This is a genomic window from Rhodococcus sp. 077-4 (assembly GCF_047782425.1).
GTDB lineage: Bacteria > Actinomycetota > Actinomycetes > Mycobacteriales > Mycobacteriaceae > Rhodococcoides.
The window spans coordinates 67,493-79,537 of the sequence record NZ_JAJPWC010000007.1; the positions used below are offsets into that span (position 1 = coordinate 67,493).

Genomic DNA, 12,045 nt, shown 5'->3' on the forward strand with positions numbered 1-12,045 from the left:
CATGGCTGCATCATCGAGGTCGTCCCGCAACACCGCCGCGCCTCCTCGCCGCGCCGGTTCGAAGTCCGCCGTCCAACCCAACCAAGGGTCCGAACGACGCCAGGCGCTGGTCGACATCGCTGCCGAGTTGTTCGCCGAACGCGGCTTCCGGTCCACTACCGTTCGCGAGATCGGCGAAGCTGCGGGCGTACTGTCCGGCAGCCTCTATCACCATTTCGATTCCAAAGAAACCATCATCGAGGAGATTCTGTCGAGCTACCTCGACAACCTCATGGCCACGTACAAGGACATCGTGGGGCGCCAGGACGATCCGGTGACCACTCTGCGTGAGCTCATAGTCGCGGCCTTCATCTCGCTCGGTCCCCATCGCGCGGCCATCACCGTCATTCAGAACGAACGAAACTACCTGACGCAGTTTCCTCGCTTCGCTTACCTGACGAAAGCCGAGAACGATGTCCGGCGGATCTGGGTCAAAGTCATCGAGGCAGGCATCGCCGAGGGCGCACTCCGCGACGACCTGGATCCTGTGATCACCTATCGATTCCTGCGCGACTCGGTGTGGGTGGCCGTCCGGTGGTTCACGCCGTCCGGCAAGCTCACCGCCGAGCAACTGGCCGACCAGTATCTGCACCTCGTCCTGGAGGGACTGGAGTCCACTGCGGTCAAGAAGGTCAAATACGCACCGGCCAAGCGAGCCGCCAAGAGTCGCTGAGCAGGTATCAGTTCCACCGAATGCGGTGGCTGCCGGTTGCCGGTGGCCACCGCATTCGCATTTTATCGTCAATCACATTACGCCGTCCACTGTTTCGGATTAACCTTACCAAGCACTTGCTTGCTAAGGAGGACTTGGATGCCGGAACTCACGCCTTGGAACACGTTGCCCAAGATGCTGCGCGATGTCGCGACGCGTCGGCCCGAACATCGAGTGGTCATCGACGGCTCGGAGGAATTGACGCTCGAACAGCTGAGGAAAGCAGCGAGCGACACTGCACGCGCTCTCGCCGCCAAGGGGGTCGGCCCAGGTGACCGGGTGGCGATCTGGGCACCGAACTGCCTGCAGTGGGTGGTGACCGCCTTCGGCATCTGGGATGCAGGTGCCGTCGTCGTACCGTTGAGCACTCGCGCCAAGGGACTCGAGACCGTCGACGCACTTCGCCGCACGGAGGCGACTGCACTCTTCGTCGTCGACCAATTCCTGGGTTCGTCCTACCTGTCGATGTTGTCCGAAGCCGCAGGAGGAGCCGGGGCAGGAGTTCCATACGCTGGCCTGAAAAATCTGCAGACTGTCGTCGTGCTCGGCCCTGACGTTCCGAGCGGCACCGGTCACATTCTCGGGTGGGATGCGTTCCTGTCGACATCCGTCGAGACACCGCTCGAGGTTTCCGAAAGAACGGCGCTCGCTGTCGGGCCGGACGATCCGTTCGAAATTCTCATGACGTCCGGTACCACCGGTGAGCCGAAAGGCGTGGTGCTCAATGGATCTCAAATCCTCCGTGCATACTGGGACTGGAGTGCAATCTGCGGTCTCGACGAGGGCGATCGGTTTCCTGTCGTCAGCCCTTTCGCACACGGATTCGGAATCAACGCTGGTCTCATCATCTGTGTGGCGCGGCTTGCGACGATCGTCCCGATCGCCGTTTTCGACCCGGACCGGGCGCTCGAACTGGTGGAGAGTCTCGGGCTCACTGTTCTCGCGGGCCCGCCCAATCTCTTTGCGTCCATCCTCGCGAACCCGGAGCTCGGTACGCGTGACATCTCCACCCTGCGGTGGGCCGTCGTCGGCGCGGCAACCGTGCCCGAGCCGCTCATCCACGCGATGCAGAACACGCTCGGGTTCGAGCGGGTCACCAACGCCTACGGGTTGATCGAGGGTTCGGTGGTCACGATGACCAGGCCGGGCGACAGTCCCGAGACAGTGGCATCGACTGCCGGCTCACCGGTTCCGGGGATGGCGGTGCGCATAGTCGACGCGGACGACTTCCCCGTCGGCCCCGGCGAGCCGGGTGAGGTGCACATCCGCGGATACGGTGTCATGCAGAGGTATTGGGATGCTCCACAATTGACCGCCGACGCGTTGGACGATGACGGTTGGCTGCGTACAGGCGATATCGGAATCCTCGATGCGGACGGAAATCTGCGAATCGTCGATCGAAAGAAAGAGATGTTCATCGTCGGGGGATTCAATTCCTACCCCGCGGAAATCGAGAACCTTCTCATGCGTAACTCGGCAGTTGCGCAAGCCGCGGTCATAGGTGTGCCCGACGACAAGCTCGGCGAAGTCCCCTGGGCTTTCGTCACGACCGACGGATCGCCGGCTACCGGCGAAGACATCGCCGCATGGGCGCGCAAGAACATGTCGAACTACAAGGTTCCCAGGAGAGTTTTCGTACTGGACGAACTGCCGGTCACCGCCAATGGGAAAATCGAAAAGGCGGCTCTGCGGAGATCAGCTCTTGCCGAGGCACCACAGTCACCCCGGGCGGGCTTGGACGTCGGAGCAGGCATTTGAACACAGGTTCGTTCGAGGATCATCGTGACATCGAACGTTTGATCTTGCTGTACCCGTACTTCTTGGACAATGCTCGATTCGAGCAAATGGGACAGCTTTTCGCCCACGCCGATGTGTATGCGGGCGGAACTCTGGCGGCACGACATGACCCGGCCGCGGTAGCAGATCTGTGGCGAAGCTTCGTTCGGATTCACTCGAACGGAACTCCTCGAACACATCACATCGCCACGAATGTCCTCATCGACTTCGACGATCAGAACCACGCTCGCGCCCACTCCTACATCCTCGTGGTTCAACACACTCGAAATTTGCCTCTCGCACCGATCACAGCCGGCGACTATCTCGACCGGTTCGCCAAAATCGATGGCGAGTGGCGTTTCACCGAGAGGCACGTCGGCAATGACCTGTTCGGCGACATGACCGATCATCTATTGCAACCCATGCAAACCACGCACGATCTACGTCCTCAGCGCTGGCCCGATTTCCCGTGAAGCTCGGTGTTCAGTTCTTCCCGTCCGCGGAATCCATGAGTCCGGTGTCATGTGCATCCGCAGCAGAAGCGCGTGGCTTCGAATCGATGTTCTTTCCGGATCACACTCATGTACCACTCGCGTCGGTTACCGCATCCACCAGCGGTGAGGAAGTACCGATGTTCTACCGGACAGTGATGGACCCCATCGCGACGCTCGGAGCGGTTGCCGCCACGACGACGTCGATTCGAATCGGCACGGCGATAGCTCTGGTGACCGAGCGGGACCCCATCATTCTTGCCAAGCAGATCGCTACTATCGACCACCTGTCCGGCGGACGCGTGATCTTCGGCGTCGGGGCGGGATCGAACGAGCACGAGCTTCGAAATCACGGCACCGACCCTAGAACGCGGTTCGTCGTTCTCCGCGAACGACTGGAGGCGATGACGGCCATCTGGCGCGACGACATTGCCTCCTACACCGGGCAATTCGTGAACTTCGACGACTTGTGGTCGTGGCCGAAACCTGTGCAGCGTCCGCGGCCACCGATCCTCCTGGGAGGGGGCGGTCCAACCGTGTTGGACAGGGTGGTGGAGTACGCCGACGGGTGGATGCCGTTTCGTGCGGGTACAGAACAGGTCTTGGACTGCCCGCAGGGACATGAGGAGCCGTTCGAGCGACAGCTGGCGCACAGAATCCACGTTCTCGGGCAACGCGCCAGGCGTGCGGGACGACGCGCGCCTTCGGTGACGTTGTTCAATCCCCTCCCTCACCACGACGCGCTCTGCCGCTACGCGCATTACGGTGTGGACCGCGTCGTGTTCTGGCTTCCCACAGCGAAGGCGGAGGTTCTGCTTCCCACCCTCGACGCATTGGCCGCCCTCGGAAGCAATCTGACCCGATAGGGCGGCCGAACGGTCAGCTCAGCCGCTGAACGACCATGGCCATGCCTTGTCCTCCTGCGGCGCACATGGTTTCGACGCCGAATTCCTTGTCGTCCCAGGACAGACCATTGAGAAGAGTCGACGTCATGCGAGCACCGGTCATCCCGAACGGATGCCCGAGCGCGATAGCGCCGCCGTGTACATTGACACGGTCGACATCGACATCGAGCTGTCTGTAGCTCGGAATCACCTGCGCTGCAAATGCTTCGTTGATCTCGAACAGGTCGATGTCGGAGATCTTCAGACCGGCCTGCGAGACAGCTCGTCGAGTCGCCTCGACGGGGCTGATGCCCATGATCTCCGGAGACACCGCGGTCACCGCGGTGGACAGAATTCGAGCGATGGGGGTGATTCCGAGTTCACGAGCGCGATCCTCCGACATCACCACGAGTGCCGCCGCACCGTCGTTCACCGGACAGCAGTTACCTGCGGTGACGGTACCGTCGGCTCGGAAGACCGGCTTCAAGTTACCGAGCGAGTCTGCTGTCACACCTGCACGTGGCCCGTCGTCCGCGGTGACCACACTTCCGTCGGGCGACGTCACCGGCGTGATCTCACGAGCAAAGAATCCCGACTCGATCGACGCCTGGGCACGAGACTGACTCAAAGCGGCATACTCGTCCTGTTCGCGCCTACTGATCGAGTACAGGCCCGCGACATTCTCCGCCGTCTCGCCCATCGCTATGTACGCGTCCGGCAGCTGGCCCGATTCGCGCGGATCTTTCCACACGGCGGACCCGATGGACGAGTTGCGTTCTGCTGCCTCGGCGAAGAGTGCATTCCTACTGTCCGGCATGCCATCGGACTTGCCGTGGACGAACCGCGAGACCATCTCCACTCCGGCCGAGATATAAGCGTCACCCTCTCCTGCCTTGATTGCATGGAAAGCCATCCGCGTCGTCTGCAAACTCGACGCGCAATACCGCTGCACCGTCGTCCCCGGGAGGGTATCGAGCCCGAGGAGCATGGATATGACTCGCGCCAAGCCGTAACCCTGCTCGCCCGCGGGCTGCGCGCAGCCAACCATGATGTCGACGACGTCGCGGTCGGATAGTTCCGGCACTCGGTCGAGTGCAGCGCGGATGACGAACGCACCGAGGTCGTCCGGTCGCAGATCTTTCAAGGAACCCTTGTGGGCCCGCCCAATCGGCGAGCGGGACGTCGAGACGACAACGGCTTCGGGCACGTCAACCTCCATCTGGAAGAACAAAACATTTAGCAAGCGATTGCTTGGTAGCCTATCGCAAGAAACAGGTTCGGAACGAGAAGGGATCATCGCTTGTTGAAATTGGGATACAAAGCATCGGCCGAACAGTTCGCACCGCGCGAATTGGTCGAACTTGCAGTCGAAGCCGAACGTTGTGGCATGGACAGCGCTGTGGTCAGCGATCATTTCCAGCCCTGGCGTCACACAGGCGGCCACGCGCCGTTCTCGATGGCATAGATCACGGCAGTAGGTGAGCGGACACGCACGATCGCACTGGGTACGTCGGTCATGACACCCACCTTCAGGTACAACCCTGCCGTGATCGCTCAGGCTTTCGCGACCATGGGTTGCCTGTATCCAGGGCGGATCATTCTGGGCATAGGCACCGGTGAGGCATTGAACGAGGTCGCGACCGGATTTCAGGGGCCCGGAGAACAGACGTGGCCGGAGTTCAAGGAAAGATTCGCCAGATTACGTGAGTCCGTCGCATTGATGCGCGAATTGTGGACGAGCGACCGAGTGTCGTTCGACGGTGAGTATTGCAGCACTCACGGAGCGAGCATCTACGACAGGCCCGAGGTGCCGATTCCGGTGTACGTCGCTGCAGGCGGCCCTGTAGTCGCTCGGTACGCAGGCCGTGCAGGAGACGGCTTCATCTGCACGTCCGGAAAGGGTATGGACCTGTACTCGGAGAAGCTGCTGCCTGCGCTCGCAGAGGGCGCAGCGAAGACCGGCCGTTCGGTCGAGGAGATCGACAAAATGATCGAAATCAAGTTGTCCTACGATCCCGATCCACGACTTGCGTTGGAGAACACCAGATTTTGGGCTCCCTTGTCGCTGAGCGCAGAGCAAAAGCATTCCCTGACCGATCCGGTCGACATGGAACGGGCGGCAGACGCACTACCGATCGACACCGTGGCCAAAAGATGGATTGTCGGATCGGACCCGGACGAAACTGTGGCGGCGATCAAGACATACGTGGACGCTGGTTTCGGTCACCTGGTGTTTCATGCTCCGGGACATGACCAACGACGGTTCCTCGAGCTGTTCCAGAAGGACCTCGCGCCGAAACTACGCGCGCTGCAGTGAAACAGCGGTCGGTCCACGAATCAGCATGTGGACCGACCGCATCGTGCCTCAGTGCACGGACGGGCCTGTATCCACCACGGGCCCAGGCTTCAGAAAGAGTGCAAGCACGGCAGCCGTCAACGCCACAGCCGCTCCGACCCACATGGACATGTGCAGTCCGTCCATGAAGGTGATTTCAGTGGCGCGTTCGACAGCGGAGACTGCGCGCTCGTCCACACCCCCGAGTGCAGGCGGCACGCCCTGCCCAACCGATCGAACGGCCCCGCCCGCAAGAGCGTCGACTGTTGCATCGGGCACACCCTCGTCGACCATCGCTGGACCGAATCGACTTCCCACCACGTATGCCATCACCGCGCCCAGCCCAGAGGTTCCGAGAATTCCACCGATCTGCAGCGCCGTCTGCTGCGCGCCCGCGGCCGGACCGGCATCGTCCACCGCCGCGCTACCTATCACCGATTGCACCGAGGACGTCATCACGAGACCGACACCGAACCCCAGCAGGACGAACGGGACCATCAACTCGATGTAAGCCTGATGCGGCTCGAGCCTGGTGAACAGAACGAATCCGATTGCAGTCAAAGCCATTCCGGCGACAAGGGGCGGGCGAGCTCCGAACCGAACCAGAATCCGGCCACATACCGCGGCCGCAACCACGTTCGCGACACTCAACGGTAGGAAGTGCAGACCCGCCTGCATCGGTGAGTCACCGTTCACCTGTTGCAGGAACAGCAGAATGAAGAACATGGCACCGACCAGCGCGAAGAAAGACATCGCCGACAGCACGAGCCCCAAAGAAATGTTGCGGTCAGCGAACAATCGCAGAGGAGTGAGGGGATCCTTCGCGCGCCTCTCCGCGAAAACGAAGGCGACCGCGAGGACAACACCGATCACGATGAGGGCGACGACATGCACCTCGCCCCAGCCGCTTTCGGCACCATCGATGAGACCGTACGTGATTCCGAGGAGCCCTGCACCCAATAGAACAGCACCGAGGACGTCGAAGGAGGCACCAGTGCTCAGCTTGCCCTTGGGCAGCAGCCGCAGACTGGCGATGATCGAAACAGCAGCGATCGGCACGTTGATCAAGAATGCCCACCGCCAGCTCGTGTGCTCGATCAGGAATCCACCGATCAATGGTCCCGTTGCCGCCGACGCACCGATGAGCGCGGAGAACACGGACAGGGCTTTCGGAAGTTGAGACGGCGGAAAGGTCTCTCGCAGAAGGGCGACTGCGTTCGTCACTATCAGTGCGCCGAACAAGCCTTGGCCGAGCCGGCCTGCGATCACGACAGACACTGCCGGTGCCATGGCGATTGTTGCCGACGCAACCCCGAAACCGACGACGCCTGTCATGAAGACGCGCCTGCGTCCGAGACGATCGCCCAGTTTCCCCGACAGCACCAAGGTCGCCGCCATCGCCAACAAATAGATGTTGGTGATCCACTGCAGTCCCGACAAAGTAGCGCCCAGATCGGCTGCGAGGACGGGGTTGGCCACCGCAGTGATTGTCCCGTCCAGACCCACGATCAGCACTCCGGACGCGATCGCGGCCATCGCGAACCATGGACTTCTCCCCTGCACTCCTGCCCCTGAGTCGGTTACCACCTTCTCTACCAACGGTGAATCAGCCATACTGTGCGTAACCCTCACTGTCGTTGTCCAGCACTGTCGTCGTTTCGTACTGTGGCCCATGGATTTCGCGCTGCAGCACTTCAGTCATCGACGTCGCCCGCCAGGCGTAGCGCCGGCAGCAGCGCCTCGACAGCGCGATCCAGGTCGGTCTTGAGTTCGGTGATGTCGGAAGCACGATGCCGCCACTGCTCTACCGCGACGGTCGACGCCGCGCTGAACGCGGCGACGACCAGCTTCGGATACATTTCGTCGCACCCGTCGAACACGGTGTGGGACGAGATGACGTCCACCAGCATCGCCTGCTGCTCGAATGCTCGACGAAGGTTCGCCGCTCGCAAACTCGGGTTCGTGTCCACCATGCCTTGAAGTGCGAGGTAGTCACGCGCTCGGACCTCGTCGGCCTCGAGCCATTCCCAAGCCGAGCGCAGAGCGAAACGGAGTGTCACGATCGGCAGTTCGTGTCGCGGTCTCGATATGACGGAGTCGAGAAACCGATTGTCCAAGTCGGACAACACCGCCAGAGCCAACTGTTCCTTGGTGGAGAAGTACCGATACACGGTGCGCGGTGCCACCTCGACGGCTTCGGCGACTTGCTCCACGGTCACGTAGTCGAAACCCGATTCCAGGAACATCTTCAGTGACACGCGTACCAACTCGTCCCGAGTCCGCGCGGTGCGCTGTGCGCGAAGATCGACGGTGGCCACACCCAGATTGTGGCAGTCACTGCCAACTGGCGCAAGCTGACACTTTGCGTGAGCTCGACAGGAAACAACCAATCGCTTGCTAGGCTTCCTTGAATCATGACGAGGAGGCACATGACGCGCGAAGTATTCTTGCTGGACATCACCGATTTCCGCCCGCTCGACAGCTCGAAACCGAAAAAATTTCTCGACTGGATCACCCGAGCGCTACGGACATCGGAAGCATCCGATACTGCGCCCGAGGAGAACGACTCGTCAGCCCTGCAGGCTGGTTCTTCGTCCGGCGGCCAATCCGGCATCCAGTTGATCGGTGCCTGGTACGCGGTCGGGATCACCGGTCACGAACAGTTTCGAGCGTTCTCGCTCTACCACTGCCGGGGCGGCTGGCGCGGCGGATGGCTCGACATGATGAAACTGTACGAAGGCGTGCCCGACTCGATGTTTCTATCGTCGATCGACAATCTCCGGCACACGGCGCGTTCGGTGCCCCTGGTCGCGGCGCCAGGATCTCCCACTATCGCCGACCTGGCAGAACCCGGACCGGCGGGTGCGTTCGCGATGATCGAGTTCGCCGAAGCGGCCCCTGGCATGCAGCTCGAATACCTTGCAGCCGTTCGAGTCTCGCGAGCTCCGATTCTGCAAGATCACGGATATCGGCTTGCCGGCCTGTACGAGGTTGCATTTTCCAACACTCGCACGGCCGTCCTGTGGACCCTCGATCTCGATTCTCAGGTTTCGTATCTGGAAGCGCGCGACGCCGCCCGCGGACTCGGCGAGGGACCCGTGGACGAGAGGATCGCCAGATGGGAGCATGAGGTAACCACCTTCTGCAGCGGCGAAGTCCAGGAACTGTACCTTGCCGGCTACCCAGGCCCGTTGCTGTCGCCACACGCTGAAGCTTGAACGCTCACAAGCACACTCGCGAATCAGCACAATGTGAGCCGTTTCGTCCGCTCCCCCCACTGGCACTCACATCGGCAGCCTCGGCTGGCTCGGTGCATTCGACTCATGTCACGACCGGTAGACCAGCCGGACGGTCTCCTGCATCGCTCGACGGATCTCTTCCGCGATTCTCTTGGGGGCGATCGCTTCGACCGTGAACGGGCTGCCGAAAAGTAGATGGGGTCGAGCTCCGGACAACTCCGGAATGCGTATTGCGGCGGGCAGCACCACTATCGGTCGGCCCTGCCGCATCGAACGAGAAACGATGTGTGCTGCTCCGGCTCCGATCGGCTGGATCGATCTGGGATCAGCTTTGTTCCGTGTTCCCTCCGGAAAGATTGCCACATGGTCACCGACCTTCAATCGCTCGACACAGGTCGAGATCAATGCGCGCACTGGGCCCAGAGCGTCCCGTCCGTGATCGGTCGGCCTGAAGACCGGAATACCACCCATCAGGTCTATGCGGTGCCGCTGACGGCGGTCGACGAACAACCCGTCCTTGGCCAACACTCGTATCGTTCCTATGTGGCGACGAAGAGGAGACAGGAACGCTCCACCCGAGAGAACGAACTGATCGATCTCGCTTACGTGGTTCGAGCAGATCACCATCGATGCCCGGGACGCATCGAAGTGCTTCAAATACCGATGCACACCCTCGGCGTATCGGACGACGGGTCGGTACGCGAGCGCGGTATAGCCGTAGAGCGCCGTTGCCTTCAGTCGCGATTGCTGATGCTGACGATAGAAGTCGTAGACACGTGAGAAATTGTCGACGTGCACCGATGGCGGGTGTGGCTGCGTTGTCACGTGAGCCCTTCTCGAGTCGGACCGAACGAATATCCGACCATCCCGAGGTCGTCGTATAACAAAGTTATAGCACATGTGGGGCGACGGTGATCCCACGGTGCTCGAGATCAGCCGGGAAACAGAACGCCCGGCGCTACGAGTTCGTCGGCGGTGTGAAGCCACGGCTTGACCCACGTCATATGTTCCGGCCGCAGTACCTCACCGCAGCGGCTACACACTTCACCGCGTGAAGTCTCCTCGCCGCACGCTCGGTGCACCAACGCCATATGCCCAGCACCGGCCGGCGTGGCGGTGTGCTTCTCACCCCATAAAGCGAGCAGTTGAAGGATGGGGAGCACATCAGCCGCGGCGGCGGTGGCGACGTATCCCTGACGCATTCGCCCGGCGTTGTCGTAATCGACCTTGTCCAACAGTCCAGCGTCGGTCATCTCGCGCAACCGGCGACTGAGCACGGCTTCGGAAATGCCGAGATTGTCGCGGAGCGCATCGAATCGCCCACGTCCGTGCAGCACGTCGCGGACGATCAGCAATACCCACGGGTCGCCGATCACGTCCAGCGAGCGCCGAATGGGACAGTTCTCTCCGGACCAATCCGATCGCAGAGCCATCTCTTCCCATCGTGTCGAGGTTTGAGTACTGTCACCGACAGCATATAACTTCGCTCGAGAAAGTCATCCTCGATGGCAACAGGCTTGCCGTTGGACGCACACACACGGAACGGGTACGACTATGAACATTTTGGTTGTCGGCACCGGAGCAGTGGGCGGATTTCTCGGCACCCAACTGCACCTCGCCGGGCGGGAGGTGACCTTCCTTGCCCGCCCTGATTCGGCAGCCACACTGCGTGATAACGGTCTACGCCTGATCGACCACGCCGGAACCGAGCACGTCGTCGCCCCGGCCGTTACGACCGCACGCGGTATCGACCGGCAGTGGGACATCATCGTGCTCGCAGTCAAAGGCCAGGCTCTTCAGTCGGTGATTGCCGACCTCGCACCCGCAGTGGGTCCGGCCACCGTCATCGTCCCCACCCTGAACGGTATGACCCACATGCGCACTCTCGCAGAGTGGTTCGGGGCCGACCACTTGCTGGGAGGCGTGTGTTTTCTCGCCACCGAGCAACGAATGGACCGCACGATCGTTCAGTTGACGCCTGCGGCGTCGTTGACCGTCGGAGAACTCGATCAGCGCGTCGATCGCATCGACTCCATCGCGAATTCGCTCGATCACGCCGGCTACACGCTTTCGGTCTCCGAGACCATCAGTCACGACATGTGGGAGAAGTGGTTTCTCCTCGCCACCGCGGGGGCTCTGAACTGCCTGCTCGACGCCGACGCAGGATCAGCGGTCGCTGTACCCGCGGGCTTTGCAACCGCGCGAGGATTGATCGACGAAGCCAAGAGAGTGTGCGCGGCAGCTGGTTTCGAGCCGCGCTCCGCCGCGCTGGCCCGAGCGTTCGACCTGCTCACTACCCGCGAGTCACGCTTCACCACATCGATGTATCGCGACTTTCGTGCCGGGCGCGCAGTCGAACACGAGACGATCGTCGGCGACCTGATCGACGAAGGGCACCGTCACGGTATCGATGTGCCATTGTTCGAGGCCGCCTACGCTCGACTCTGCACATACAGCCATGCCTTGGCCGGCAAGTAGGCACTCGACCGGAACTCGGCATCGAAAACCTTGCCGTCTCTGCCCGATCAGTCGATCTCGTCGTGGAAATCAACTGACTAGTGTCTGCCGA

11 protein-coding genes and 1 pseudogene are annotated in these 12,045 nt (G+C 61.5%); 7 read left to right on the top strand and 5 right to left on the bottom strand.

Going from position 1 to position 12,045, the window contains the following annotated elements; genetic code table 11:
• The first annotated feature begins 1 nt into the window (after position 1).
• The 4 genes from ACNEOT_RS24030 to ACNEOT_RS24045 all read left to right on the top strand — a co-directional run bounded on the left by ACNEOT_RS24030 (position 2) and on the right by ACNEOT_RS24045 (position 3,884).
• Positions 2 to 712 carry a TetR/AcrR family transcriptional regulator gene (locus tag ACNEOT_RS24030; RefSeq protein WP_415977208.1) on the top strand — a complete coding sequence of 237 codons (711 nt, stop codon included), beginning with the start codon at positions 2 to 4 and terminating at the stop codon, positions 710 to 712.
• A gap of 138 nt (positions 713 to 850) precedes the next feature.
• Positions 851 to 2,509, top strand: coding sequence for an AMP-binding protein (locus ACNEOT_RS24035; protein ID WP_415977209.1), 1,659 nt, complete (start codon positions 851 to 853; stop codon positions 2,507 to 2,509).
• Entirely contained in the window at positions 2,506 to 3,000 is a 495-nt protein-coding gene (locus ACNEOT_RS24040) for a nuclear transport factor 2 family protein (protein WP_415977210.1), read from the top strand. The genes ACNEOT_RS24035 and ACNEOT_RS24040 overlap by 4 nt, the downstream gene beginning before the upstream one ends.
• A gap of 35 nt (positions 3,001 to 3,035) precedes the next feature.
• Positions 3,036 to 3,884 (top strand): LLM class F420-dependent oxidoreductase, encoded by an 849-nt coding sequence (locus tag ACNEOT_RS24045; RefSeq protein WP_415977312.1) that lies wholly within the window; start codon positions 3,036 to 3,038, stop codon positions 3,882 to 3,884.
• Positions 3,885 to 3,897: 13 nt separating this feature from the next.
• Here the strand turns inward: ACNEOT_RS24045 and ACNEOT_RS24050 are convergent, their stop codons facing one another.
• Complete coding sequence (locus ACNEOT_RS24050; RefSeq protein WP_415977212.1) at positions 3,898 to 5,109, bottom strand: acetyl-CoA C-acetyltransferase; 1,212 nt, start codon at positions 5,107 to 5,109, stop codon at positions 3,898 to 3,900.
• 93 nt (positions 5,110 to 5,202) lie between these two features.
• On the opposite strand from ACNEOT_RS24050, the pseudogene fgd reads away from it, so the two are divergent.
• Positions 5,203 to 6,219, top strand: a pseudogene (fgd, locus tag ACNEOT_RS24055) (glucose-6-phosphate dehydrogenase (coenzyme-F420)).
• 48 nt (positions 6,220 to 6,267) lie between these two features.
• Here the strand turns inward: fgd and ACNEOT_RS24060 are convergent.
• Both ACNEOT_RS24060 and ACNEOT_RS24065 read right to left on the bottom strand, forming a co-directional pair.
• Positions 6,268 to 7,773, bottom strand: a complete 1,506-nt coding sequence (locus tag ACNEOT_RS24060) for a DHA2 family efflux MFS transporter permease subunit (RefSeq protein WP_415977214.1) — start codon at positions 7,771 to 7,773, stop codon at positions 6,268 to 6,270.
• Positions 7,774 to 7,931: 158 nt separating this feature from the next.
• Positions 7,932 to 8,555, bottom strand: a complete 624-nt coding sequence (locus ACNEOT_RS24065) for a TetR/AcrR family transcriptional regulator (protein WP_415977215.1) — start codon at positions 8,553 to 8,555, stop codon at positions 7,932 to 7,934.
• A gap of 111 nt (positions 8,556 to 8,666) precedes the next feature.
• Here ACNEOT_RS24065 and ACNEOT_RS24070 point away from each other — a divergent pair, with 111 nt between their 5' ends.
• Positions 8,667 to 9,455 carry a hypothetical protein gene (locus ACNEOT_RS24070; RefSeq protein WP_415977216.1) on the top strand — a complete coding sequence of 263 codons (789 nt, stop codon included), beginning with the start codon at positions 8,667 to 8,669 and terminating at the stop codon, positions 9,453 to 9,455.
• Positions 9,456 to 9,563: 108 nt separating this feature from the next.
• Here ACNEOT_RS24070 and ACNEOT_RS24075 read toward each other — a convergent pair whose 3' ends face one another.
• Together ACNEOT_RS24075 and ACNEOT_RS24080 are read right to left on the bottom strand one after the other, a co-directional pair.
• Positions 9,564 to 10,301: a lysophospholipid acyltransferase family protein gene (locus tag ACNEOT_RS24075; RefSeq protein ID WP_415977217.1), complete on the bottom strand. Its 738-nt coding sequence runs from the start codon at positions 10,299 to 10,301 to the stop codon at positions 9,564 to 9,566.
• A 107-nt stretch (positions 10,302 to 10,408) separates the two neighbouring features.
• The gene (locus tag ACNEOT_RS24080) at positions 10,409 to 10,909 is read right to left on the bottom strand and encodes a winged helix-turn-helix transcriptional regulator (protein ID WP_415977218.1); all 501 of its coding nucleotides are present in this window, start codon (positions 10,907 to 10,909) and stop codon (positions 10,409 to 10,411) included.
• Positions 10,910 to 11,030: 121 nt separating this feature from the next.
• Here ACNEOT_RS24080 and ACNEOT_RS24085 point away from each other — a divergent pair, with 121 nt between their 5' ends.
• Complete coding sequence (locus tag ACNEOT_RS24085) at positions 11,031 to 11,954, top strand: ketopantoate reductase family protein (protein ID WP_415977219.1); 924 nt, start codon at positions 11,031 to 11,033, stop codon at positions 11,952 to 11,954.
• The last annotated feature ends 91 nt before the right edge of the window (positions 11,955 to 12,045 follow it).